Genomic DNA, 25616 nt, shown 5'->3' with positions numbered 1-25616 from the left:
GGGGGACCACTAATGAATAAGTCGATCAACATTCAAGACAATTTTCTTAACTCACTGCGTAAGGAAAGCATACCCGTTACCGTATACTTGACCAACGGTTTCCAAATCCGGGGATTGATTAAAGCGTTCGATAACTTCACCATCATTATCGACAGCGAAGGAAGACAGCAAATGGTGTACAAGCATGCCATTTCGACGTTTACTCCTCTTCGCTCGGTTCAATTCCTCCAGGATCATTCCGCAGAAGGCCAGTAATCCGGCAGGAGGGAAGGGCCTCTCGTAAGGAATCGTTATCCCCTATAGCAAATACCGGAACAACCCAATGTTGACTTGGGTTGTTCTTTTTATAAAAGCTTAAGAATTTGATAAGATGAATGTGCAGGAATTTCAGGGTAAGGTTCTGGTATACTCGTCAGGCAGGGTATAAGAATAGTAAATAGACAGAGACAGAAGGGGGAAATCATCCGAATGGCCAATAAACGCACATCCTCACCCTCCGGCAAGAAGAAGAAAAAGCCGTTCAGCTGGTCCAAGCTCCTTTCCTGGAGTCTGGTAGCTGCGGCACTGGCCATCATCTGCGGGCTCGCGGGTTACATTTTTATTATTTTCAACGGCCAGAAAGAGCTCAAGGCTAACATGGACAAGCTGAACATGCCTCAAGCCTCCACCATTTACGATGTGAACAAGAACGAGGTCACGAAGCTGGGGGTCAACCGGCAGGTGGTCGAGAATATTCCCGAGAAGGTGACGAATGCCTTCGTTGCGACGGAGGACCGGCGGTTCTGGGAGCATTCGGGAGTGGACTTCTGGTCCATCGGACGGGCTCTGGTTAAGGACGTTGTCGCCAGGTCCGCCGTGGAGGGCGGCAGCACCATCACCCAGCAGCTGGCGAAAAACATGTTTCTGAATGCGGACAAAACGCTGTTCCGCAAAGGGACGGAAATGTCCATTGCCATGGCGCTGGAAGGCCAGTTTACCAAGCAGCAAATTCTCGAGATGTATTTGAACCAGATCAACTTCGGCAAAGGCGCCCTGGGGATCCAGGCGGCCGCCAAGCGTTATTTCGGGGTCGACAAGCTGGATAATCTGGAAACGTGGCAGATTGCCACGCTGGCGGGAATCCCGAAGGCTCCGTCCAACTACAACCCGATCGACAACCCGGAGCGTTCCAAGGACCGACGAGCCGTCGTTCTGCAGCTTATGGCCGATCAGGGCTATATTACCCAGGCCGAGAAGGAGCAGGCGGCCAAAATGGAATACGACCCCAACAAGGCCGTCAAAGCGGGCTCCACGAACAAGTTCCTGACCTACACGGATTATGTGCTTAAAGAAGCTTCCGAGACCTACCAGATCGAGGAGAGTGTTCTCCGAAGTGGAGGCTACAAGATTTACACGACCTTGAATCCGATCGCCCAGCAAAATATGGAAGACACCTATAACAACGACAAGTTCTTCCAGAAGGACATGAACGGACTTCCTATGCAGAGCAGTATGGTGATTGTCGATAACAAGGATGGCGGAATTGTCGCCATGATCGGAGGACGGGACTACGAGAGCAAGGGACGCAACCGGGCGCTCGATCCGCGGTCTCCCGGATCCGCCATGAAGCCTCTGGTTGTGTATGCTCCCGCTATTGAAAGCGGAGAGTACGGTCCGAATTCAATGCTCAAGGATGAGCCCATCAATATCGGGGGATATGCTCCTAAGGATCTGGGTTCGTACCGCGGTCAAGTCGATATGACGACGGCTATCCAGAAGTCGATCAACGTTCCCGCTGTTTGGCTCTTGAACGAAATCGGCTTGAAGAAAGGCAAGACCTTCGCCTCCAACCTCGGGATCCCCTTCGACGAGAAGGATAATAACCTGGCGATTGCCCTGGGCGGGATGACGTACGGAGCCAGTCCGCTGCAGATGGCGCAGGCGTACAGCGCCTTCCCGAACAACGGAACCCAGTACAAGGCCCACGCCGTCCTTAGCATCGTCGATTCCGACGGCAAGGAAGTGGCAAGCTACAAAGGGGATAAAGGAAAGCAGGTCATGAAGCCGAAGACGGCTTATTACATGACCCAAATGATGCAGACGGTGCTCGAGCCGGGGGGAACCGGAACGGCCGGCAAAATGAACCGTCCGGCAGCAGGCAAGACCGGCTCCACCCAGCTGGACATCAAGGGATTGGAGAAGAACAACACCGACCTCTGGTTTGCCGGGTATACCCCGGAGTGGACCGCGGCCGTTTGGATGGGCTTCGACAGGACAGACAAAGATCACTATATTACGATGGGCAGCGGAGCGGCGGCCGCGATCTTCAAGGATGTCATGGAGAAATCGCTCGCCAAGGTTCCGGTTAAGCCTTTTGAACGCCCTAACGGAGTTTCGGATATTAAAGAACCTCCTAAGGGCATAGGAGACTTCGCCGCCACTTACTATCCCGATCTGAAGAAGGTCCGGATGACCTGGACGGCTTCCGAAGGCCAGACGTCTTATCAAATATACCGCAAGGACTCCCAGAGCGACTTCACCCTTCTGCAGGAAGTGAAGAGTCCGGCGGAGGTGTACGATACGACGGTTAAACCAGGGGAGACTTACCAGTATTACGTCATTCCCGTCAATCTGGAGAACAACGTGAAGGGAGAGAAGTCGAACGTTTCGGAAGTGGCCATTCCGTCCGAATCGCCGTCTCCGTCCCCAAGTCCGACGCCTTCCGCCACTCCTTCAGCGAGCCCGTCGGGCAGCCCGGGACCGGGAACCTCTCCTGGGCCGGGCCAAGGCTCTCCAGGTCCGAGCGGGCCGGGCAGGTCGCCGGAGCCGTCGGGCCAGCCAGGCAGCAGCCCGGGAGGAAACCGCACGCCTCGTCCATCGGCTACGTCAAGTCCTGCCCCGAGCCAGCCGGCTTCTTCTTCGGCTACGCCCGGACAGAGCGGTTCGCCCGCCCCTCAGAACCCATAAAGAGAGAGTGAGAAGAGCAGCCCCGGGCTGCTCTTTTTGGGTTGGGGAAGGAGAGAGGATTACGGGCGGGACCTATCCCTCCGGTTGGAGAGAAGGCGAGGGGAAGGGCTTTGGTTTCCCGTCGCGGTTTGCTATAATTTAAGCAGTTTAGCTGAACAGAAGGAGTCGTGGATATGAGGAAGGTTCGATTAGCAAGTATGGTTGGCCTGCTGGTGCTGGCGGGACTTTTAGCCTCCGGCTGCGGACAGGCTAAGAACGAGGGGAGTGCGGGAGGGAGTGCGCCGCCATCCCAATCCAGCGGAGGACAAGCCGCAGGCAAGAGCTGGTCGAAAGCGCCCGAGATGAAGATTGACCAGAACAAGAGCTACCAGGCCCAGGTCGATACATCCAAAGGAAGCTTCACTATTGATTTATTTGCCAAGGAAGCACCGATTACGGTGAACAACTTTGTTTTCTTGGCGAAGGAAAATTTCTATAACGGAATTACGTTTCACCGCATCATTAAAGAGTTTATGGTACAGACGGGGGATCCTCTCGGCACGGGAGCCGGCGGACCGGGTTATACGATCAAGGACGAGCGCAACATGACGCACAGCAAGTATGACGAGGGCATCGTGGCGATGGCCCGGACCCGGGCTCCGAACTCGGCAGGAAGCCAATTTTTTATATGCACGGGACCTTCCTGCGCCGGCCTGAATGCCCAGCCGGATTACGCCATTTTCGGCAAGGTAAGCCAGGGCATGGATACGGTTCAGAAAATCGCGTCGACTCCTGTAAAGATGGCGCAGGGCTCCCCGGATCAAACGCCCAGCCAGCCTACGGAGAAGGTAACCATCAACTCGGTCAAAATTATTGAAAAATAAAGGAGGCAGGCCCGTTGAGTGACCGCGCATGCCTGCTGCTGCATGGATTTACGGGGGGAGCCTACGAGGTACATCCCCTTGCCCGCCACCTGCATGATGGGGGATGGGATTGCTTCACGCCGACGCTTCCCGGGCACGGGGGCGATCTTAGAAAGCTGAAGAACGTGTCCCGCAGAGATTGGCTGAAGGCCGCTGAAGAGGAAGCGGATAAGCTGGCCGGACGGTACGGGAGGTTCGATTTGGTCGGCTTCTCCATGGGTGGCCTGATTGCCGCTTATTTGGCCAACCGGTATCCGGTCCGCCGCCTGGTGTTCTTGAATGCCGCCGTCTACTATGTAAGCCCGGCCCGGCTCGCCCGTGATGTGTACCGGCAATGGCGCAAAGGGGACACTTCCTATTACCGCCGCAAGGAACGCACTCCGCTGCCGGCCGTTGTCCAGTTCATGCGGCTCGTCCGCGAGCTTAAACCCGAATTTGACGAAGTGACCGCTTCGACCTTAATTGTTCAAGGCGCCCGCGATCAAATCGTTCATCCCTACAGCGCCCGTTATATTCATAAACGCCTCAAGGGGGATAAGGAGCTTCACTTCTTTCCGGAGTCCCGTCATATCATCTGCACGGATGTGGAAGCCAGGGAAGTGTTTACCCGTGTGGAAGGGTTTCTGGGCAGGGAAACGCGGGGAGACGGAAGGCCCCTTTCGGGTATTGGCCATGGGTAAACGGGGAAGAGCTTGGAGGAAGCCGGCGGCCATCCTCGTCCTTCTCGCTGTCCTATGGACAGGTTATATCCAGTGGCGGATCTATCACCTGGAAACCGAACCCCTGACGGGAAAAAGTGATGTAGGCATTGTTCTTGGAGCGTCCTTATGGAAGGATGAGCCCAGTCCGGGCTTGAAGGAAAGATTGGATCACGCTTACCGCCTGTACCGGGAAGGCCGGTTCGCCGTCTTCCTCGTATCAGGCGGGCTAGATGCGAACGGAGCGACCATCACGGAAGCCGAAGGCATGAGAAGGTATTTACTAGCGAAGGGAGTTCCGGAACAAGCCGTTCTAACCGAAACGAAGAGCACCTCCACCTACGAGAATTTACGGTTTTCCCAAGCCATTATGAAGGCGTCCGGCTTGAAAAGCTCCATCGTTATTACGCATGCTTATCATGGCGCCCGCTCGGAAGACATAGCCCGTTACTTGAGAATGGAGCCGTTCCAGGTGTCCGTATGCGGCTCCACCGTTCTGAATATGGCCTGGCACAAATCAAGAGAGACGCTTGCCTTCACGAAGTGGGAGCTGCAGAAGCTCGGAATGTTCATTCGCTCTTAACCCGGTAGTGGTAATCATACAGCCGTTCGAAGCCCGCTTTCCGGTAGAGCCGGACAGCGGGCTCGTTGTCTTCTATTACCTGCAGGTAGGTATGCTCCGCCCCTTGGGCGAGGCTCCACTGCGTCAATGCGCGGGCAATCTCGGTACCGATGCCCATCCGGCGATACCGTTGATCGGCCACCACATTGATCCAGCCGGCCCAGCCGTCCTCGGCAACAGCCGCCGCCATGCCCACCGTCTCGCCTTCCAGAAGAACGAGAAAGAAGCCCTTGGTAGGTTGAATGGAACGGAACATGCGTTCATAGACCGGCCGGCGGCTGTCCGGGAATTCTTCCATATCCAGAAACCGGTCAAGCCACTCCTCCTGCATGTCCATTTGAATATCGGTCTCGAAACCGGCGGTCGAACGGCCCAGATTTCGGTTAATCGTCTCTGTTCGAGCAGTCATGACCCAGCAGGGGACAATCTTCTCATACCCGAGCTGTTCCAAATGGGCGTCCAGCCCCTCAGGGGATCCGCTGCTAACCTGAAACTGGGACGGAAGCCCCTGCTCCCGGTAAAAGGCTTCCGCCGCGGCCAGCCAATCTCCTTCGGGATAGTCGCCGGCCGTCAGAACGCTGTTGGCTCTTTTGGTTACTCCTCTTGAAGCCCGGAGCCTCCAGGCGCCAAGCTCCACCTCCTTTTCCGGGGGCCATGTTCTTGCGGCCATTCTTTCGATCTTGCGAAACATGTCGGGACGTCTCATTCTCTCTGTACTCCTCCTGCGAACGGAATTCAACCTTATCGGTAAATAAGTATACATTTGAATGAATAAATATACAATCGGTTGCAGCAGAAAAAAATAGCCCAGGCACACATATGCCTGGGCTCCTGCGTATACTTTAAATACCCATTCGAAGAGGTGATGAGCTAATGAGCGGACGCAGCATCGTGACCGACCTGAAAAAGGAACAGCGCCCTTCCCGGCAGATCAATGTTGTCCTTCGTCAAGCCGAACCGGTTCCGGCTCCCTTGGAAGCCGAAGCGTCGGCACTATCCAAGGCAGCCGAGGCACCGGGGCCTTTTTCGGATATTCTAAAGGAATTCGACCGGATGACCGGTCTCGACAATGTCAAGGAGCTTCTCTACGAAGTCTACGCGCTCCTGACGATCAAGCAGTACCGGGCGGATGCCGGCCTGCAGAGTCCTTCCCAGGTTTACCATATGATCTTCAAAGGCAATCCCGGAACCGGTAAAACAACGGTGGCCCGTCTCGTCGCCAAGCTTTTTCAAGACATGGGCGTCCTGAGTAAAGGTCACTTGGTGGAAGCCGAGCGGGCCGACCTGGTTGGGGAGTATATCGGGCATACGGCCCTGAAAACGCGCGAGCTGATCAAGAAATCGCTCGGCGGCATTCTGTTCATCGACGAAGCCTACAGCCTCGCCCGAGGAGGCGAGAAAGACTTCGGCAAGGAAGCCATCGATGCGTTAGTCAAAAGCACCGCAGCCCTTTCCCGATTTATGCTACAATTTGCCCCGGTCTGCCGTTCGGCAGCCTAGCATCTTACTCTATATCCAATCTTGTTGAAGATTCTTGCTGTTCTTACCGTTAATGGGTCCAAAACAACGAAAGCCCTGCCTCTCTTTCATCCTTGCGGCTCCGAAGACCGCGCCAGTGAGAATCGGTACATCCAAATGTTACGGTTACTGCCTTTTCGTGCCTATTCGTGAGATCATACGCACCGTTCATCTTAGCGGGTTGTGGGAATAGATGAAACTAAAAGGGGATAGGTAGGAGGGGTAAATTGTAAACAAGTCTTAACTATACCAGAGGAAAAGGATAATGTAAAGGATAATTTTTGCTAAAGCTTTCTGAATAGTTCCCTACAATTAACATATACTGTTAAGGTTAAGACGAATATCTTGTCCATTTGGGTATGGAGGTTAGAAAAGAATGCAGAACGGTACGGTCAAATGGTTTAACCCCGACAAAGGCTATGGTTTTATTCAGCAGGAAGGCGGCACCGACGTGTTCGTTCATTACAGCGCGATCGCGGGAGAAGGCTTCAAGACATTGGAGGAAGGCCAGCGGGTCTCCTTTAATGTGGTTCAAGGCAACCGGGGAGCTCAAGCCGAGCAGGTTACAAAGCTGTAAGCGTCGCGTCAACAGGGCTGGTCTGAGTTAAACCAAGCATGAGGAAGAAGGAGGGGAAGGCATGTTTTCCAAAAAAATGCCCGAAATCATTCCGGAAGAAGACACGAATGTATGGGCTTGCTCGAGTCCGGAATGCAAAGGATGGATGAGGCAAAATTTTGCCTTTCAAGCGGTTCCCGATTGTCCCTTATGCGGCTCTGGCATGAATGAGGAATCCCGGATGCTTCCCGCTTTGACGAATACGACCCGCAATATGGCGTTCAGCTGATTCCTCCCGATATGCCCCAAGACTGCCAGCCGGCAGTCTTTTTCTTCGTTATGGCGCCGATTCCTGGAACAAGCCGCGGGGAATGGGACATTCTGTACTTCTCATATACATGGCGTCAGGAGGGATGCCCATGCCGAGAAAACCGCTGTCCGCCAAGGAGTTAACCGTGGAAGAGAGCTATACGGGAAGCGTGGAACAAACCGTACTGGTCATGGAGACACTGAGGGAAGCCTGGGAGGACCCGGACGGCCTCCTGCCGGTTTGTGCTGGAGAGGCAGGCGGATTACAATGAAGGAAAGGGGAATCCGCCCGCATCGGGGTAATAAGATATGACGGACTGGGCTATCATTTATGCCCGGGTGTCGACGGAGGATCAGGCTGAGAAGGGCTACAGCCTGGAAGCCCAGGTGGAGGACTGCCTCCGGAAGGCGGAGGAGCTCGGCTATGCCCGGGAGACGGTACGGATCCTGACCGATGAGGTATCCGGCGCCGGCATGGACCGTCCGGGCTTGAACCGGCTTCGGGAGCTGACGGCCTCCGTCCACAAGCCGGCGTGCGTCATCATGTACGACCCGGACCGGTTTGCCCGCAAGCTCGCCCATCAGCTGATCCTGACCGACGAAATCCTTAAAAACAAAGTCGGCCTTGAATTCGTTAACTTTACATGGAACAATACAGCAGAAGGGCGCATGTTCTACCAGCTTAGAGGCATGTTCGCTGAGTTCGAGCGCGAGAAGATCAAGGAGAGAACCATCCGCGGCCGGATGGCCAAAATCCAAAACCACGGGAAGCTGAGCTGCAATCCCCGGTTGTTCGGATATGCCTTTGACAAGGAGGAGGATGTTCTTCAGCCCGATCCTTTGACCGCTCCGGTGGTGAAGGAAATGTTCGAGCTCGCCGCGGAAGGACGCAGCGCAGCCGCCATCGCCCGCCTGCTGGAGGCGGAAGGAACACCCGGCCCCCGCGGAGAAGCCTGGCATGCCTCCACGGTTTCGCGTATTCTGCGGAACACGAGTTACCTCGGGACTTATATGGCGTATAAAGTCGATTATCATCAGGGCTTCCGGCGGAAGAGGCCGGTAGAGGAGCAGTTTCCCCTTCCTCTTGAGGCGCTGATCACGGAGGAGCTGTTCGACCGCGCCCAGCAGGCTTTGGAGAAGCACCGGAAGCATTCCGGAAGGCCGCCGGAGCGGGAATACCTGCTCGCCGGGCTGGGGCGGTGCAGCTGCGGACGTCCCATGGCCGCCGATCCCGGCTCCGGAGGAAGGACTTCCTATTACCGGTGCTCCGGGAAGAAGCGTTCCCGATCGCCGGCAGGGCGGGGGGAAGGAGCCGGGCCGCCCTGCGACAGCCCGTACTGGAGTACCGGTGTCGTGGATGGGGTAGTGTGGGACGCACTGGACGCCCACGTAACGGCATGGCTTAAGGCTCTGGCCGCCGGCCTGGCACCGAAATCTCTCGATAAGGCTTGCCAGGCTGCAGAGCAGAATCCGGACAGCTGTCCTCTCCTCCGGAAACGAAAGCAGCTGGAGGGCCGCAGGGAACGGCTGCTGGAGCTCTATTTGAGCGGAGGACTTGAACGTCCGGCTTACGAGCGCAAACGGCTGGAGCTGGAGAGGGAAAGGGAGACGCTGGAAAGCCGCCTGCGCGAGAAGAACCGGGGGCAGGTTCCTGCCCATAGGGGATGGGAGGAGACGGCGAACCGCTGGGAGTCGCTTCGGGGGAGCCTTTCTTTCGCAGAAAAGAGGAGGATGGCCGAGAAGCTACTGCTCCAGGTTGGTTTTCACAAGGGCTGGCGCCTGGAGCTGGAATACCGCACGGCCGAATTGCCGGGAAACCTTGACGATAGTCAAAGCCATGGAGGATTATAAAAATCAGTTCATCCTCATTCTGGCCGGCTATCCGGAGGAAATGGACTTTTTTCTCCAGCAGAATCCCGGGCTTCCTTCCCGGTTTCCGGTTCAGCTGGATTTTCCCGACTATACGGTCGACCAGCTGCTCCAGATCGCCAACCTGATGCTGAAAGAGCGGCAGTATGTGCTCGCTCCCAATGCCGAATGGAAGCTGCGCCAGCATCTTTCGAAGGAGAAGCACAGCTTCGGCGAATCGTTCAGCAACGCACGCTACGTCCGCAACCTGATTGAAAAGGCCCTTCGGCAGCAGGCGGTCCGGCTGCTTCAGCATACCATCGGGGTCCCTTCCCGTCAGGAGCTGATGACGCTGCGCCCGGAGGATTTCATGCTGGAGCGCGGCCGGACTCCATAATCCCGGTTAACCGGAAGGGGCATAGCGGTTCTAACAAGATCCATAACGCAAATTGTCTTATACTTACACTAAAGGACGCAGCAAAGGAGGCGGAACGACTATGAAACCCCATACCCATGAAGTGGCGGGTCCGAAGGACGAACGCGCGGTTCTCGTCAGCTTGGTGACCCAAGCCCAGAAAATAAGCGCCGAAATGGCGGAATACTCCCTTCAGGAGCTGGTCAGCCTCGCCGAAACGGCGGGAGTTGAAGTAGTGGAAACCATGACCCAGAACCGGGAAACCCCCGATACGAAATGGTTTATTGGCAAAGGGAAGGTCGATGAGCTTCGGGGACTGCTGGAAATGACGAAGGCGAACACCGCCATCTTCGATCAGGAGCTCTCGGGAGCCCAGGTTCGAAACCTGGAGGAAGCCTTGGATGTCAAAATCATTGACCGTACCCAGCTTATCCTCGACATTTTCGCCCAACGCGCGAAAACACGGGAAGGCATTCTGCAGGTCGAGCTTGCCCAGCTGAGCTATCTGTTGCCGCGTCTCTCCGGCCACGGGAAAAATCTTTCCCGTCTCGGCGGAGGAATCGGAACGCGGGGGCCAGGGGAGTCGAAGCTCGAGACCGACCGCCGGCACATCCGCAACCGCATCAGCGAGCTGAAGCGGCAGCTCGCCGAGGTAGTCCGGCACCGGACCCTTCACCGGGAGCGCCGCAAAAAGACGGGCATTTACCAAGTCGCCCTCGTCGGCTACACCAACGCAGGCAAGTCCACGCTGCTTAAGCAGCTCACGGACGCCGATGTGTACGTGGAGAACCAGTTGTTCGCGACGCTTGATCCCACCTCGCGCAACCTGGTCCTGCCAAGCGGCAAAGAGATCGTCCTGACGGATACCGTTGGATTCATCCAGAACCTGCCCCATGATTTGATCGCCGCCTTCCGGGCTACGCTCGAGGAAGCCAACGAAGCGGATCTCATTCTGCATGTCGTGGACGGCTCCTCGGAGATGAGGACGGAGCAGATGAAGGTTGTCGGCGAGGTTCTCGAAGAGCTCGGAGCCCACGGCAAAGAGCAGCTTACCTTGTTTAACAAGATTGATCTGCTGTCCCATCCCGAACAGGAGCTCCTGACCGTGGAAGGGGATTATCTGAAGGTGTCGGCCTACCGGGATAGTGATCTCGAGCGGATCAAGGAGCGCATCCAAGAGAGGCTCGCAGGAGACCGCAAAACGTTCCGGATTCCGGCGGATCGGGGCGATCTGATTTCGCTCGTGTACCGGATCGGCGACGTACTTACGACCGGGGAAGAAGAAGGGACGATGCTCCTGAAGGTTCAAGTGGACGAAACGGATTATGCGATAAACGGCTATAAGCTTGCGGACTACGAAGTGGACGGAGCAGAGGATAAGGGAGAGAAAGAACGGCATGACGGCATCTAAGCGAATCGAAGAGGTGGTGGATCAGGCGGAAGCTCTGATCGACGGCCGACTTAAGGAAATGGACCGAACGGTTGACCATAACCAGTGGAAGGTCATCCGGGCTTTTCAGAAATATCAAGTAAGCGATTTTCATTTTGCCGGCTCGACCGGGTACGGGTATAACGACAGAGGCCGCGAGGTGCTCGATCTGGTTTACGCGGAGGCGTTTGGAGCGGAGGCCGCTTTGGTGCGGCCTCATTTTGTGTCCGGGACGCACACGATCGGAACGGCTCTGTTCGGAGTTCTGCGCCCGGGGGACAAGCTGCTGTACATTACGGGGCGACCCTATGACACGCTCCACAAAGTCATTGGCCGGGGAAAGGACGGCTCCGGCTCCCTTGGGGACTGGGGCATCGCCTATGACGAGGCGCCTCTTCGCGGGGACGGATCTCCCGATTGGGATACCATTCGCGAGAAGCTGACCCCCGATACTCGGGTGGTAGGCATACAACGCTCCCGCGGCTACGATTGGCGGCCGTCCTTTACGGTGAGCCAGATTAAGGAAATGGTCGACTTCGTCAAAGGGATCCGGCCGGACGTGATCGTCTTCGTCGACAATTGCTACGGGGAGTTCACCGAGCGGACGGAGCCGACGGAGGCCGGCGTCGATCTTATGGCAGGCTCCCTCATCAAGAACCCGGGCGGCGGCATTGCGGCAACGGGAGGATATATCGCCGGCCGCGCCGATCTCGTGGAGAAAGCGGCCTACCGCTTGACCGCACCCGGAATCGGGGGAGAGGTAGGGGCGATGCTGGGAACGACGCGCAGCTTGTTCCAGGGCTTCTTCCTCGCTCCCCATCTGGTCGGACAGGCCCTCAAGGGTAGCGTCTTTGCTGCAGCCGTCTTCGAACGGCTCGGGTTTGAGACGCATCCCCGCTGGGAGGAGCCGCGGACCGACCTCATTCAGGCGATCCGCTTCACGGGAGAGGAGCACCTGATCGCCTTCGTGCAGGGCATCCAGAAGGCTTCGGCCGTCGATGCCCACGTCGTTCCCGAGCCGTGGGACATGCCGGGGTACGAGCACCCCGTTATCATGGCGGCGGGCACGTTCATGCAGGGCGGAAGCTTGGAGCTCTCGGCGGATGCTCCTATCCGGGAGCCGTATATCGGCTACATGCAGGGGGGCTTGACTTATTCCCACGCCAAGCTGGGGGTTCTATGCGCTCTTGAGAATATGGCCAAACGCGGATTATTGTAATTAAACCTCACATTTCTTGACACCTTTATGGGATAACGGTACAATAAATGTGACTAACCGTCACAGGAGTGATTGGCTATGGCTAACAATGATGAATTGCGCAAGAACATGGCGCTGTTCCCTATCGGGATAGTCATGAAATTAACCGATTTAACCGCCAGACAGATTCGGTATTATGAACAGCATGAATTGGTTAAGCCTGCCCGTACGGGCGGGAACCAGCGTTTGTACTCATTCATCGACGTACAACGGCTGCTTGAGATCAAAGATCTGATTGAGAAGGGCGTAAACATAGCCGGAATCAAACAGGTCCTGCTCCCGGTATCGGGTGATTCCGAGGAGGCGACGGTCATTACCGAACAAACCGAGATGAAGCGCAAGGAATTGACGGAAACCCAGCTCCACAAGATGCTCAAGCAGCAGTTGATCAGCGGCAAGCGTCCCGGTCAGGTTTCTCTGATTCAGGGAGAGCTTTCCCGATTTTTTCATTAATTCATGGGAGGAGATTTAACAGTGGGTTACAACAAAGGATATACCAAAGAAGATATTCTGCGCATTGCCAAAGAGGAAAACGTAAGATTCATCCGCCTGCAGTTTACGGATCTCCTCGGCACCATCAAGAATGTGGAAATCCCGGTCAGCCAGCTGGAAAAGGCATTGGACAACAAAATGATGTTCGACGGGTCTTCCATCGAAGGGTATGTGCGGATTGAGGAATCCGATATGTACCTGTATCCGGATCTCGACACCTGGGTCATTTTCCCTTGGGTGGCGGAAGACCGCATCGCCCGTCTGATTTGCGACATTTATCTGCCGGACGGCACTCCGTTTGCCGGGGATCCTCGCGGCATTCTGAAGAAAGTGCTGAAGGAAGCGAACGATAAAGGCTACTCGACGATGAACGTCGGACCAGAGCCGGAATTCTTCCTGTTCAAGTCCGACGAGAAGGGCAACCCGACGCTGGAGCTTAACGACCAAGGCGGTTACTTCGATTTAGCCCCTACGGACCTCGGGGAAAACTGCCGCCGCGAGATTGTGCTGACACTGGAGGAAATGGGCTTTGAGATCGAAGCTTCCCACCATGAGGTAGCCCCCGGCCAGCACGAAATCGACTTCAAATATGCCGACGCCATCAAAGCGGCCGACCAGATCCAGACGTTCAAGCTCGTGGTCAAGACGATCGCCCGCCAGCACGGCCTGCACGCGACCTTCATGCCGAAGCCGCTGTTCGGGGTGAACGGCTCCGGGATGCACTGCCACCAGTCCTTGTTCCGCGGCAGCGAGAACGCCTTCTACGACGAGAAGGATAAGCTGGGCTTGAGCGATGAGGCGAGACAATACATGGCGGGAATCTTGAAGCACGCCCGCTCGTTCGCCGCCATCACGAATCCGACGGTGAACTCTTACAAGCGTCTTGTTCCCGGGTATGAGGCTCCTTGCTACGTGGCCTGGTCGGCGAGCAACCGCAGTCCGATGATCCGGATCCCGGCTTCCCGCGGGCTGAGCACCCGGGTGGAAGTGCGCAATCCGGACCCGGCCGCCAACCCTTATCTGGCTCTCGCCGTTATGTTGAAGGCCGGCTTGGACGGCATCGAGAACAAGATGTCTCTGCCGGCTCCGACCGACCGCAACATCTATGTCATGAGCGAAGAAGAGAGAGAAGAGCAAGGCATCCCAAGCCTGCCGGCCGATTTGAAAGAGGCCTTGAACGAGCTCATTCGCGACGAAGTGATCTGCGACGCTCTGGGCGAGCATGCTCTTTCCCATTTCTATGAGCTGAAAGAAATCGAGTGGGACATGTACCGCACCCAGGTTCATTCCTGGGAACGCGATCAGTATATCACCCTTTATTAATCTTGCTTGCAAACGACCCCTTGGCCTTCGGGCCAAGGGGTTTCGTGTTTTGCCGATAGGGGGCGGAGAGAGCGGTGCAGCCAAAAAAGACCTGCGCCGAGGAGGCACAGGTCTTGGTAGAGTTCCTACTATTGAATGTCGCGGAAGATTCCGATGACCTTCCCGAGAATCGTTACGTTCTGAAGTAGAATCGGCTCCATCGTCGGATTCTCCGGCTGGAGGCGGATATGATCGCGCTCTTTATAGAAGGTCTTGACTGTCGCTTCATCATCTTCCGTCATGGCGACGACAATTTCGCCGTTATTGGCATTCGGCTGCTGGCGGACGATGACATAGTCGCCGTTGTGAATGCCCGCATCGATCATACTTTCACCGATGACGGAAAGCATGAAGACGTTGTCATCCCCGACATAATGCATGGGGAGCGGGAAATAATCCTCGATATTCTCGGTTGCGGTAATGGGTACCCCTGCCGTAACTTTACCGATCAGAGGGACTCGGGCAACCGAGAAGGAGAACATGGCTTCGCTGTCCTCTCCTAAGAGCTCAATCGCCCTCGGCTTGGTAGGATCGCGGCGGATCAGACCCTTCTTCTCCAGACGTTCGAGGTGGCCGTGCACGGTAGAACTGGAGGCTAGTCCGACCGCTTCCCCGATTTCCCGGACGGAAGGCGGATAGCCTTTCTCACGCACTTCGGTTTTGATAAAATCCAGGATCGCCTGCTGGCGGCCGGAAATTTTGCTCACAGTCATCACTCCAATAGGAAATATTAAGGAAAGTATATCATAGAACCGGAGTTCGTACAAACATTAGTTCGAGTTTCGACAAATCCAGCTCTCCTCAAAAAGGGAAACAAATGTTCTAAAAATGGTTGACCTGAACACATGTTCGTGTTATTCTCGTAACAGAACAAATGTTTGGGGGAGATTTCGGTGAATTCCTTTACGAAGACGGTAAGCAGTAAGCGTTCTGGGACGGTAAGCCATAAGCGTTCGGGCAAGGCTATTCGTTATCTTGTTCTTACTTTGGCCGTAGCTCTTTCGTTCTCCTTCGGCCTATTCTTTAAAGCATACGCGGGGAGCAGCGACGATCTGCAATCCCTTCCCGCTTCTCATAAAATGACGGATGTAATTAAGGGGGATACGCTCTGGAGCATTGCCCAGGAGAACGCTCCTAAGGGAGAGAGCGTGCGTTCGTATATGCAGCAGATCAAGAAGCTTAATCATCTGGAAGGAACTACTCTTAGACCGGGACAAATTCTATACTTGCCCTAACCCGGTGCAATGGGTTGTCCTCCTAACGCGAATTTAGAGCACTTTATGGACTGGCTTTCCGTAGACACGGAAGGCCTTTTGACATTCTAGCCGTCCCTTGACAGGCCGGGGGGTTAATGGCAAAGTAAGAAAGAAACGAGCCGTACAGCAGGGAGGCGAAACCTAATGGGAATGGACGAAACCATTGCAAGAATTAACGAACTGGCGCGCAAAGCCAAAACCGTAGGTCTTACCGACGAGGAAGTGGAAGAACGAAACGAGCTTCGCAAAATTTATATAGAAGCTTTCAAATCCAGTCTGAAGGTTCAACTGGATTCCATTAAGTATGTAGAGGATGAGGAAGACAATGTCCCGTAAGTGGGAACGAATGGTAGAGAAGAACCGGAAGACCGCTAACAAGCGCAGGCTTAAGCAGGGACAGGAGCGAATTTCCTACTCGGGCACCGAAGAGGTGGAAGTGTTTCGCGGCAGAAGCTGGATTCTGCCCCTCGTTCTCATTCTGTTCGCCGCAGCTTATGCCCTCGCTTTCTACGGATACTATGACCAGGATACTTCGTTCTGGATTACGGTAGCCTGTTACGGTCTGCTTGGTCTCTTCCTGTTTGCGTTCCGGCGGCCTATCCTCCGGATCGGTCGGAACCGGATCTCCTCGCGGCGGTTCGCCGGCGACAAGTGGCTGGAACCGGGAGAGATCGACGAGATTATTCTTTCGCCGAGAACCGCGGTTATTCAGCTGAAGGAGAAGAGAGTCCGCTGGATCTTTACCCGTTTCCTTCACCGGATGCCGATCGGGGATCTTTCCGCCAGGCTGAGGGAGTACGCCGCACGTCACGGCGTGAAGCTGACGGAGCAGAGCAAGTAAGCGGTTGTTACCGCAAACACCAGAGATAGAGAAGGGGAGCAGATAATGGCATTGAAGGCGGTTTTGTTTGATCTGGATGATACGCTTCTTTGGGACGAGCGCAGCGTCCGGGAGGCCTTTGAGGCAACCTGCCGTTCAGCGGCTGAATGGTATCCGGACATCAAGCCGGAGGAACTGGAAGCGTCCGTCCGTAAGGAAGCCCGGGCTTTATATGAAGGATATGAAACGTATCCTTTTACCCAGATGATCGGAATCAATCCCTTTGAAGGGTTATGGGCTAACTTTACGGAAGGGGAGCATGACAGCTTCCGCAAGCTGCAGGCGTTAGCGCCGGGCTACCGGAAGGAGGCTTGGACGCGCGGACTGAAAGGAATCGGCATTGAAGACGCCGGGCTGGGAGCTGAACTGGCGGAGCGGTTTCCTAGAGAACGCCGGGCCCGGCCGATTGTGTACGAAGAAACCTTTGAAGTTCTCGATTCCCTCAAGGGAAAGGTCAAGCTGCTCCTTCTTACGAACGGATCCCCGGATCTTCAGCAAGAAAAGCTGGCGGGCTTTCCGGAGCTGGCCGCCTACTTTGATCATATCCTCATTTCGGGCACATTCGGAGAGGGCAAGCCGGCCGTTACTATCTTTAACCACGCGGCAGGTCTGCTCGAAATCGATCCCGCCGAAGGGCTCATGGTGGGGGACAAGCTGACCACCGATATCAAAGGCTCCGCTGCCATCGGCATGAAGAACGTCTGGATCAATTCTCACGGGGCCGAGATCACCGGAGACGTGACTCCCACCTATGAGATCGGCCGATTAAGGGAGCTTCTTCCGATTGTGGAATCCCTGCTTTAATCCATAAATGAGAAACCCGCCTGGGCGCTGAAGCCCGGGCGGGTTTGTTTTACGGATATCTTTATTCACAACTGCTGCACAAGGAAGCTGTCTTTCTCCCGGCCTCATGCCGTCTAAATGCTTAATAAGACTTAGGCCTTGATGAAGGCTGGGTCATCGAACGGATGAGCAATCCAGCCCTCGGTTTCGATGAACAGACGGACGGCGACGATTTTACGGTCCTCCATGAGGGTAAAGAAGTGCGGTTTGTGCTCCGGTACCGAGATAACATCGCCGGCGGTCAGTTCGACGTCGAAGTAGCCGACATCGTCCGTTCCTTTGATAATGAAGATCCCGTTGCCCGCCGTGATGGCGCGAACCTCATCCTCGGTATGGGTATGCACCTGCTCGAATTTCTTCAGCAGCTCTTCAATGTTCGGAGTTGCCTCGGACAGCACGACGATGTCCCAGGTGCGGTAGCCGCGTCTTGCCGCCAAGTCGCGAATCTCGGAGTCGAAGGTTTGGAGAATTTGAGCCTTCTCCTCATCGGAAAGATCGAATCTTTCCTGCAGGCTGGCGGGGAGCTTGCCCGGGTCCCAATGCTCATAAAGCACTTCCTGCTTATCGAGAAAAGCTTTGACCTGCTCTTCCCCGGTGATGCGTTCGTTGGTGCTGCGAATGCGAATTTCGGCCATGATGAACGTCCTCCTCTAACAATCTTTACTCTATGTTTTCTATTATAAAGCACGACTCCCCCGGTTGTCGATGAAGGGGACAGAAATATTCCGGGTAAAACGATGGGAAATAACTTGGATTTGAGTCTTTTATAAATCCGTAGGTTTTGGTAAACTAATTTTTAATCAAACAGAGAGATAATGGACCAACGGACGGTTACTCGGGCGGTCAAGTGGAAAGGGAGTTTGCTATGATGACGAAACCATCACTGCAGGAGCAGCTGCAGAAGAAGATTATGATTTTGGACGGCGCCATGGGAACGATGATCCAGCAGGAGAATCTGACGGAAGAGGATTTCGGAGGAGAAGACCTGGACGGCTGCAACGAGATTCTGGTGCTGACCCGGCCGGATGTCATCCGGAAGATTCATGAGGCTTATTTCGCCGCGGGGTCGGATATTATTGAAACGAACACCTTCGGGGCGACGAGTGTCGTTCTTGCCGAATACGGGCTTCAAGACCGGGCCGAGGAAATCAACAAAGCAGCGGCGAAGCTGGCGGTGGAGGCAGCCGAAAAATACTCCACACCGGAATGGCCCCGTTACGTGGCGGGAGCCTTAGGACCGACGACCAAAACGTTGTCGGTTACAGGAGGCGTAACCTTTGACGAGCTGGTGGACAGCTACTACGAACAAGCGAAAGCATTAATCGAATCGAAGGTGGATGCGCTTCTACTGGAGACGTCCCAGGATACCTTGAACGTAAAAGCGGGAAGTCTCGGAATACGCCGGGCTATGGACGAGTTAGGGGTTCAGCTTCCCATCATGATTTCCGGTACGATCGAGCCTATGGGAACGACCCTTGCGGGTCAGAACATCGAATCGTTCTACATTTCGCTGGAGCATCTGAATCCCATCTCCGTCGGATTGAACTGCGCCACCGGCCCCGAATTCATGAGGGATCATATCCGGTCGCTGTCGCAAATTGCCGGAATGGCCGTCAGCTGTTACCCGAACGCCGGGCTTCCCGATGAGAACGGACATTACCATGAATCGCCGGAGTCACTGGCGAAGAAAATGGCCGGTTTTGCCGAGCGGGGCTGGCTGAACATTGCCGGCGGCTGCTGCGGGACGACTCCGGAGCATATCCATGCTCTCGCCGAAACGCTTAAGGATTATGCGCCGCGTCCGCAAACGGGTACCCATCCGCCTGCCGTTTCCGGAATCGAGACGGTCTACATCGAGCCGGAGAACCGGCCCGTAATGGTAGGGGAACGGACGAACGTTTCGGGCTCGCGTAAGTTCAAGCGCCTCATCAAAGAAGGAAAATACGAGGAAGCTTCCGAGGTCGCCCGCGCCCAGGTCAAGAAAGGCGCTCATATCATCGACATCAATCTTCAGGATACGGATATCGATGAGGCTTACGCGATGGAAACTTTCCTTCAGCAGGTCGTTAAGAAGGTCAAGGTTCCCCTCATGATCGACTCGACCTATGACCATATCATTGAGCTCGGGCTGAAATATTCCCAAGGAAAAGCGGTCATCAACTCCATCAATCTGGAGGACGGCGAATCCAAGTTCGAAGCGATCGTTCCCCTGATTCATAAATACGGAGCAGCCGTGGTCTGCATTCTCATTGATGAGAGTGGGCAGGCCGTCTCCCGCCAGGCCAAAATCGAGGTTGCCACGCGCGCCTACGACCTGCTGGTAAACAAGTACGGCTTGAAGCCGCACGATATTATTTTTGACCCGAATATGTTCCCGATCGGCTCCGGCGACCCTCAATACCTGGGATCCGCGGTAGAGACCATTGAAGGAATCAAGCTCATCAAAGAGAAGTTTCCCGAGTGCAAAACCATTCTCGGCTTGAGCAACATCTCGTTCGGCCTTCCGCCTGCAGGACGTGAGGTGCTGAATTCCGTTTACCTCTATCACTGTACGAAGGCTGGATTGGATTACGCCATAGTCAACACGGAGACGCTGGAGCGCTATGCCTCCATTCCGGAGCATGAGAGAGAGCTGGCGGAGAACCTGATCTTCAACACGAACGATGAGACGCTCGCCGAATTCGTGTCCGTTTTCCGGGAGAAGAAAGTCGACAAGATCGAGAAGATCTCCAACCTGAGCTTGGAGGAGCGTCTCGCTTCCTATGTCGTGGAGGGAACGAAGGAAGGGCTCATTCCCGACCTGGAGGAAGCCCTGAAGAAATATCCGCCGCTTCAAGTGATAAACGGACCGCTTATGAAAGGGATGGAAGAGGTCGGGCGGCTCTTTAATAACAACGAGCTGATCGTGGCCGAGGTTCTTCAGAGCGCAGAGGTCATGAAGGCCTCCGTGGCTTACCTGGAGCCTTTTATGGAGAAGAACGAATCCGCGGTAAAAGGAAAGATTCTGCTCGCCACCGTCAAGGGAGACGTTCACGACATTGGCAAAAACCTGGTGGAGATCATTCTCTCCAACAACGGGTACCAGATTGTGAACCTGGGGATCAAGGTACCGCCGGAGCAGCTGATTCAAGCTTTCCGGGAAGAGAAGCCCGACGCCATCGGCCTATCCGGCCTGCTGGTCAAATCCGCCCAGCAAATGGTCGTGACGGCGCAGGATTTGAAGACGGCCGGCATCGACGTGCCGATTCTTGTCGGAGGCGCCGCGCTCACGCGCAAGTTCACCAAAACACGCATTCTTCCGGAATATGACGGCTTGGTTCTCTATGCGAAGGACGCCATGGATGGCCTCGACATCGCAAACAAGCTGAGCGACAGCCAGCAGCGTCAGAAGCTGATTGACGAGCTGCGGGAGTGGAAGGAATCCGACGTGATGGAAACCGGCCGCAAGCCCTCGGACAACATCGTTCCGTCGCGAGCCAGAAGCACGGCGATTTCTCAAGATGCGCCGGTCTTTATCCCACCCGATACCGAACGTCACATCCTCCGGGAATACCCGCTTCCTCACCTGCTTCCTTACGTGAATCAGGAGATGCTGCTTGGGAAGCATCTGGGAATCCGCGGATCGGTGGAGAAGCTTCTTAAGGAAGGCGATCCGAAGGCCACTCAGCTAAAAGAAGTGGTGGACGGGATTTATGCGGAAGCCCAGTCGGAGGGCATCATCAAAGCTCACGGCATGTACCGGTTCTTCCCGGCCCAGTCAGAAGGTAACGATATTCTCGTCTATGACCCGGACGACCATTCCCGCGTCATTCAGCGGTTCTCGTTCCCCCGTCAGGAGGTGGATCCGTTCCTCTGCCTCGCCGATTTCCTGAAATCGACCGAGAGCGGCACGATGGATTATGTCGGCTTCCTGGTGGTCACCGCCGGGCATGGAATCCGGGAGCTCTCCGGGCAGTGGAAGGACCAGGGCGATTACCTGCGTTCCCATGCGCTCCAGGCATGCGCCCTGGAGACGGCCGAGGCCTTTGCCGAACGGATACATCACATCATGAGAGATGTGTGGGGCTTCCCGGATCCGGCCGAAATGACCATGAAGCAGCGGCACGGAGCCCGTTACCAGGGAATCCGGGTATCCTTCGGTTACCCGGCTTGTCCGAACCTGGAGGACCAGGAGCTTCTTTTCCAGCTGATGAAGCCGGAAGACATCGGGGTAGAGCTCACGGAAGGCTGCATGATGGATCCCGAAGCCTCCGTCTCCGCGATGGTGTTCGCCCATCCTCAAGCCCAATATTTCAATGTGGATAAGGTTTAAAATCTACCGAAAAGCGTTAATTCTTTTAGAGAATTAGCGCTTTTTTTCTGGTTTTTAATGGCTCCCTATCCAATAGGGTTAACAAGAATCCCTGGAAGGGAAGAGAATAAATACCAGGTTTTTTGGCAAAATAATGAAACCGGTACATGATGGATGGAGGAAGCCTTGATGGAATACTATTTTCTGGGAACGGGAGCGGGGAGGCCTTCCAAGCAGCGGAACGTAACATCCGGGATATTGAATCTGCTGGCAGAATGCGGGACTTGCTGGCTGTTCGACTGCGGAGAAGGGACCCAGCACCAGCTGATGAAATCCCCCTATAAGCCGGGTAAAATATCCAAAGTGTTCGTCACTCATTTACACGGAGATCATATTTTTGGCCTTCCGGGTTTTCTGACAAGCCGTTCGTATCAGGGAGGCCACTCGAAGGTAACCGTGTACGGACCTCCGGGCATCCAACTCTTTCTGAAAACAGTCTTCCAGGTGAGCGAATCTCATCTGGATTACGAGCTCGAAGTGGTGGAAATCCAGGAAGGGATTGTCATGGAGGATAACCGGTTTAAAGTGGAAGCCGCCATGGTGGATCATCGGATTGACAGCTTCGGGTACCGGGTTACCGAGAAGGCGGGGGAGCGTCCCCTCTACGCAGGGAAGCTGAAAGAGAGAGGAATTGCGCCTGGCCCTCTGTTTGCCCAATTGAAGCGCGGGGAATCCGTCTGCCTGGAGAATGGGGAACAGCTTCACGCGAAGGATTTTCTCGGACCCGCCGTTACCGGCCGAACGCTTGCGGTTATTGGAGATACGAGAAGCTGCGCCCGCTCGGTTGAGCTTGCCCAAGACTGCGATCTGCTCGTACACGAGGCGACTTTTGCCCATCGGCATCAAAGCCTGGCAGCGGATTACGGTCATTCCACCGCGGTGGAGGCGGCGGAGATCGCCAAGGAGGCGGGAGTCCAGAAGCTGGTTATCACCCATCTGAGCTCCCGTTACCAGGAAGAGGAGGCGGGGCTGCTGGCAGAGGCAAAGGAGATTTTCCCGGAGACTTATTTGGCTCACGATTTCTGGGGAACGGCAGTTCCAAAAAGGAAATAAGATAGGGATCCCCTTAAAAAGAAGAGCCGATTACGAATACTATGGCCGGGGCAGCTGTCACCTATGAAAAAGGCCTCTTCCCGAGGGAAAAGGCTTCAAAGGAAGCAATGCTTAAACGTCCTGCGAGTGGGCTTCGTCCTTAACTTCTTCCCTGAAAGCGGCAAGGCTTTCCCGGCGGCGGTCGTTCTTGTTCTGAAGGGTTTCCCGTTCTTCGGAAGAAATCTCATCGGCATGCTCGTTAAGGTAGCTTTCGGACTCCTCCAGGTTGTCGATCGTGTTCTGGATGTGTTCCTGCAAATGTTCTACGTTGTCTGCGCGATTGTCCGGTTTGGCCATGGCAGCCACCTCCTGTTGAAATTTGGTCGGTTAACCAAAACCTAATGTAACCCGGCATGCAGTGGCTTATTCATGGGGCGCCGGAATTATGGTTCCCTGCGGGATTAAAGTATGATAAGCTAATAGCTGGGTTTTTGGGAGGGAGTTACCGATGACTGTATTCCGTATTAGTCCGAATCCGCCATATGATTTTGACGCCATGATTCGACGGTTTCAGCAAAATTCTCATCCTTTGTACCGCATAGAACCTAAAACGTTGATTCGCACCATCCGCGTTAGGGGTAACATATACTTAATAAGAATAGCTTCTATCGGTGAAGTCGACTCACCGGAGCTGTTAGTGGAGGTTATGGAAACCGTCAAGGAAACCGAGCTGCCCTTCATCCGGAAAACGGTGGAGAACATGCTGTCGGTGGACGTGGATCTGGGTACATATTACCTTCAACTCCAGAAACACCAAAAAATTGCTTTCCTTGCCGAACGGCTGTATGGCCTGCGCATTATCCGGGAAGCGGATCCTTATGAATGTCTTATCAAGACCATTATCGGGCAGCAGATGAATCTTTCCTTCGCCGCCACGCTCGTCCGGAGATTGGTTGAAACCGTCTCGACGCCCTTGCTTTTCGAAGGAACGGCCTACTATCCTTTTCCGTCTCCGGAGGAGATCGCCTCCTTGTCGTACGAGCAACTAACCCAGCTGCAATTCAGCCGCCGAAAGGCCGAGTATGTCATCGATCTTTCTCGAAAAACAGCGGAGGGCGGGTTAAAATTCGACGATTTGGACAGAAAAAGGAATGAGGAGATTATGGAGAGGCTTCTGCCCGAGAGAGGCGTCGGCCGCTGGACGGTAGAATGTTTCCTGCTCTTCGGCCTAGGAAGGACGGACCTGCTTCCCGCGGCAGATATTGGACTGAGAAATGCCGTAAAGAAATGGTACGGGCTAAAAGAACAGCCAACCGAGGCCGATATAAGAAGAATGGGTGCCGATTGGACACCCTGGTCCAGCTACTTCACTTTCTATCTTTGGGAAAGCTTGAACCAGCCGGATCTCATGCCTGCCATACCGGATCCTACGGAACCATAACCAGAGAACAAAGAGAAAAGAATAAATCAAAGACCGTACTATTCGGGGGGAGGAACCTAACATGATGAAATGGATAGAAGTCGCGAACTCAGGTCCTTTGAAGGGCAGCGTCCGGATTCCCGGTTCCAAGAACAGTTCGCTCGCTCTGCTGGCTGCCGCCTGCATGGCGGACGGAGAGGTTCGATTAAAGGGAATTCCCAACATTTTGGATTTCCGGTTTATTCAGGAAATAGCCGCAGGAGCCGGCATTTCCATGAAGCGGGAGATAAACGGAGATGTGATTATCAACGGAGGAACCATCACATCCGCCGACCTGAACCGGGAGAGAACGTCGTCTTACCGTGCTTCCTATTATTTCATAGGAGCGCTGCTTTCCAAGATGGGAAGGGTGAGCATTGGGTATCCCGGAGGAGACAATTTCGTATCCCGGCCCATCGATCAGCATGTGAAAGCTCTGAAGGCGATGGGAGCCGAGGTTTCCTTTATGGAGGATCATTATAAGGTCGAAGCCTCCAAGCTGACAGGGGCAGATATTTATTTCGACATGATCACCTCCGGAGCCACCATCAATGCCATTTTGCTGGCGGCTCTTGCCGAAGGAACAACGGTTCTGAGGAACGCGGCGAAAGATCCCGAAGTCGTGGATACTGCTAACTTCATCAACCGAATGGGCGGTAAAGTATTCGGCGCAGGAACCGACACGATTCGCATCGAAGGAGTCAAAAGACTGTCCGGCTGCGAATACAACGTCATTCCGGACCGCCTGATCGCCGGGGCTTTCCTGATGGCGGCCGGGATGACCAAGGGAACGGTGACGGTCGAGGATACCATTCCCGAGCACCTTGGTTCCTGCATTTCGAAGCTGAGGGAAATCGGAATGAACATTGAGGTGGGCGAGAACAGCATTACGGCTTACGGAGAGTCTTCTCTACGGGCTACCCGGGTACGGACCGGCATGTACCCGTCGTTCGCCACCGACCTTCAGCAGCCGCTGACCTCTCTGCTTCTGCTGTCTCCGGGCCGCAGCATCATAACGGAGAGGGTTTACCCCGAGCGCTTTAATCATGTGCCCCAGCTTAAACGAATGGGAGCGCGCATCGAAGTCCGCCGCGGCAGTGCCTTTATTCAAGGGGGCTCCCAGCTGAAAGGGAACTTCGTTCACGCTTCGGATGTGCGTGCCGGCACCTGCCTGATCATGGCGGGACTGGTGGCCGAAGGGACGACCCGCATTACCGGGGTGGAGCACATCGAACGCGGCTATGAGAATGTGATCGGCCTTTTCCGTGACCTGGGAGCGGAGCTCACCTACCGGGAAGGCGAGTACGGCCAGACCGAGCAGGCATCGGACCTCATGGTCGGGGTGTAATAGAATGGGAAACCGGCTGAATGGCTGGTTGGAAGGAGGGACCCCTTACCAGGGGGTCCCTTTTTCGGTATGATGGAAAGTAGCTGTGGGAC

At 55.0% G+C, this 25616-nt stretch carries 25 protein-coding genes and 2 pseudogenes; 23 read left to right on the top strand and 4 right to left on the bottom strand.

What is annotated here, in order from left to right; genetic code table 11:
* Positions 1-12: 12 nt before the first annotated feature.
* From hfq to MJA45_RS16090, 5 genes are all read left to right on the top strand, one after another.
* Positions 13-255, top strand: coding sequence for an RNA chaperone Hfq (gene hfq, locus MJA45_RS16110; RefSeq protein WP_315602937.1), 243 nt, complete (start codon positions 13-15; stop codon positions 253-255).
* 213 nt (positions 256-468) lie between these two features.
* Positions 469-2946 carry a transglycosylase domain-containing protein gene (locus MJA45_RS16105; RefSeq protein ID WP_315602936.1) on the top strand — a complete coding sequence of 826 codons (2478 nt, stop codon included), beginning with the start codon at positions 469-471 and terminating at the stop codon, positions 2944-2946.
* A gap of 173 nt (positions 2947-3119) precedes the next feature.
* The gene (locus MJA45_RS16100) at positions 3120-3809 is read left to right on the top strand and encodes a peptidylprolyl isomerase (RefSeq protein WP_315602935.1); all 690 of its coding nucleotides are present in this window, start codon (positions 3120-3122) and stop codon (positions 3807-3809) included.
* A 14-nt stretch (positions 3810-3823) separates the two neighbouring features.
* The gene (locus MJA45_RS16095) at positions 3824-4528 is read left to right on the top strand and encodes an alpha/beta hydrolase (RefSeq protein ID WP_315602934.1); all 705 of its coding nucleotides are present in this window, start codon (positions 3824-3826) and stop codon (positions 4526-4528) included.
* Positions 4521-5129, top strand: a complete 609-nt coding sequence (locus MJA45_RS16090; RefSeq protein ID WP_315602933.1) for a YdcF family protein — start codon at positions 4521-4523, stop codon at positions 5127-5129. The genes MJA45_RS16095 and MJA45_RS16090 overlap by 8 nt, the downstream gene beginning before the upstream one ends.
* Here MJA45_RS16090 and MJA45_RS16085 read toward each other — a convergent pair.
* Positions 5116-5874 carry a GNAT family N-acetyltransferase gene (locus tag MJA45_RS16085; protein ID WP_315602932.1) on the bottom strand — a complete coding sequence of 253 codons (759 nt, stop codon included), beginning with the start codon at positions 5872-5874 and terminating at the stop codon, positions 5116-5118. The two genes, MJA45_RS16090 and MJA45_RS16085, sit on opposite strands and share 14 nt — an antisense overlap.
* 167 nt (positions 5875-6041) lie before the next feature.
* Here MJA45_RS16085 and MJA45_RS16080 point away from each other — a divergent pair.
* The 10 genes and pseudogenes from MJA45_RS16080 to glnA all read left to right on the top strand — a co-directional run.
* Positions 6042-6608: pseudogene (locus tag MJA45_RS16080) on the top strand (AAA family ATPase); the annotation flags it as partial.
* Positions 6609-7062: 454 nt separating this feature from the next.
* Complete coding sequence (locus MJA45_RS16075; RefSeq protein WP_315602931.1) at positions 7063-7263, top strand: cold-shock protein; 201 nt, start codon at positions 7063-7065, stop codon at positions 7261-7263.
* Between the two features lie 61 nt (positions 7264-7324).
* Complete coding sequence (locus MJA45_RS16070) at positions 7325-7531, top strand: cold-inducible protein YdjO-related protein (RefSeq protein ID WP_315602930.1); 207 nt, start codon at positions 7325-7327, stop codon at positions 7529-7531.
* A 130-nt stretch (positions 7532-7661) separates the two neighbouring features.
* Positions 7662-7823, top strand: a complete 162-nt coding sequence (locus tag MJA45_RS16065; RefSeq protein ID WP_315602929.1) for a hypothetical protein — start codon at positions 7662-7664, stop codon at positions 7821-7823.
* A gap of 37 nt (positions 7824-7860) precedes the next feature.
* The gene (locus MJA45_RS16060; protein WP_315602928.1) at positions 7861-9402 is read left to right on the top strand and encodes a recombinase family protein; all 1542 of its coding nucleotides are present in this window, start codon (positions 7861-7863) and stop codon (positions 9400-9402) included.
* Positions 9374-9796 (top strand): annotated as a pseudogene (locus tag MJA45_RS16055) (AAA family ATPase); the annotation flags it as partial. The gene MJA45_RS16060 and the pseudogene MJA45_RS16055, both read left to right, overlap by 29 nt.
* A 100-nt stretch (positions 9797-9896) precedes the next feature.
* Complete coding sequence (gene hflX, locus MJA45_RS16050) at positions 9897-11225, top strand: GTPase HflX (protein WP_315602927.1); 1329 nt, start codon at positions 9897-9899, stop codon at positions 11223-11225.
* On the top strand, positions 11212-12462 hold the full coding sequence (locus MJA45_RS16045) for a methionine gamma-lyase family protein (protein WP_315602926.1): 1251 nt from the start codon (positions 11212-11214) through the stop codon (positions 12460-12462). Before hflX ends, MJA45_RS16045 begins: the two co-directional genes overlap by 14 nt.
* Before the next feature lie 78 nt (positions 12463-12540).
* Positions 12541-12954, top strand: coding sequence for a MerR family transcriptional regulator (locus MJA45_RS16040; protein ID WP_315602925.1), 414 nt, complete (start codon positions 12541-12543; stop codon positions 12952-12954).
* A gap of 21 nt (positions 12955-12975) precedes the next feature.
* A complete protein-coding gene (gene glnA, locus MJA45_RS16035; RefSeq protein WP_407083047.1) occupies positions 12976-14316 on the top strand; it encodes a type I glutamate--ammonia ligase in 1341 nt (446 codons plus the stop codon).
* Positions 14317-14444: 128 nt separating this feature from the next.
* On the opposite strand, the gene lexA is transcribed toward glnA, so the two are convergent.
* Positions 14445-15062, bottom strand: coding sequence for a transcriptional repressor LexA (gene lexA, locus MJA45_RS16030; RefSeq protein ID WP_315602923.1), 618 nt, complete (start codon positions 15060-15062; stop codon positions 14445-14447).
* A 372-nt stretch (positions 15063-15434) separates the two neighbouring features.
* On the opposite strand from lexA, the gene MJA45_RS16025 reads away from it, so the two are divergent.
* The 4 genes from MJA45_RS16025 (at position 15435) to MJA45_RS16010 (ending at position 17295) form a co-directional block, all read left to right on the top strand.
* On the top strand, positions 15435-15590 hold the full coding sequence (locus tag MJA45_RS16025) for a LysM peptidoglycan-binding domain-containing protein (RefSeq protein ID WP_315602922.1): 156 nt from the start codon (positions 15435-15437) through the stop codon (positions 15588-15590).
* 165 nt (positions 15591-15755) lie between these two features.
* A complete protein-coding gene (locus tag MJA45_RS16020; RefSeq protein ID WP_315602921.1) occupies positions 15756-15947 on the top strand; it encodes a DUF896 domain-containing protein in 192 nt (63 codons plus the stop codon).
* Positions 15937-16452: a hypothetical protein gene (locus tag MJA45_RS16015; protein WP_315602920.1), complete on the top strand. Its 516-nt coding sequence runs from the start codon at positions 15937-15939 to the stop codon at positions 16450-16452. The genes MJA45_RS16020 and MJA45_RS16015 overlap by 11 nt, the downstream gene beginning before the upstream one ends.
* A 45-nt stretch (positions 16453-16497) precedes the next feature.
* Positions 16498-17295, top strand: coding sequence for an HAD family hydrolase (locus tag MJA45_RS16010; RefSeq protein WP_315602919.1), 798 nt, complete (start codon positions 16498-16500; stop codon positions 17293-17295).
* A gap of 131 nt (positions 17296-17426) precedes the next feature.
* On the opposite strand, the gene MJA45_RS16005 is transcribed toward MJA45_RS16010, so the two are convergent.
* Positions 17427-17969 carry a 1,2-dihydroxy-3-keto-5-methylthiopentene dioxygenase gene (locus MJA45_RS16005; RefSeq protein ID WP_315602918.1) on the bottom strand — a complete coding sequence of 181 codons (543 nt, stop codon included), beginning with the start codon at positions 17967-17969 and terminating at the stop codon, positions 17427-17429.
* Positions 17970-18202: 233 nt separating this feature from the next.
* Between MJA45_RS16005 and metH the strand changes: the two genes are divergently transcribed.
* Positions 18203-21646 carry a methionine synthase gene (metH, locus tag MJA45_RS16000; protein ID WP_315602917.1) on the top strand — a complete coding sequence of 1148 codons (3444 nt, stop codon included), beginning with the start codon at positions 18203-18205 and terminating at the stop codon, positions 21644-21646.
* A 168-nt stretch (positions 21647-21814) separates the two neighbouring features.
* Complete coding sequence (rnz, locus tag MJA45_RS15995; RefSeq protein WP_315602916.1) at positions 21815-22738, top strand: ribonuclease Z; 924 nt, start codon at positions 21815-21817, stop codon at positions 22736-22738.
* 111 nt (positions 22739-22849) lie between these two features.
* Here the strand turns inward: rnz and tlp are convergent, their stop codons facing one another.
* Complete coding sequence (gene tlp, locus MJA45_RS15990; RefSeq protein ID WP_315602915.1) at positions 22850-23074, bottom strand: small acid-soluble spore protein Tlp; 225 nt, start codon at positions 23072-23074, stop codon at positions 22850-22852.
* Positions 23075-23423: 349 nt separating this feature from the next.
* Between tlp and MJA45_RS15985 the strand changes: the two genes are divergently transcribed.
* Complete coding sequence (locus tag MJA45_RS15985) at positions 23424-24158, top strand: DNA-3-methyladenine glycosylase family protein (protein ID WP_315602914.1); 735 nt, start codon at positions 23424-23426, stop codon at positions 24156-24158.
* A 64-nt stretch (positions 24159-24222) separates the two neighbouring features.
* Positions 24223-25524: a UDP-N-acetylglucosamine 1-carboxyvinyltransferase gene (murA, locus tag MJA45_RS15980; RefSeq protein WP_407083163.1), complete on the top strand. Its 1302-nt coding sequence runs from the start codon at positions 24223-24225 to the stop codon at positions 25522-25524.
* Positions 25525-25616: the final 92 nt, after the last annotated feature.

The sequence above is a fragment of the Paenibacillus aurantius genome (assembly GCF_032268605.1).
In the GTDB taxonomy this organism is placed as follows: Bacteria; Bacillota; Bacilli; order Paenibacillales; family NBRC-103111; genus Paenibacillus_AO; species Paenibacillus_AO aurantius.
The sequence above is the reverse complement of the archived record's forward strand: the minus strand, read 5'-3'. Positions and strand labels throughout refer to the sequence as shown.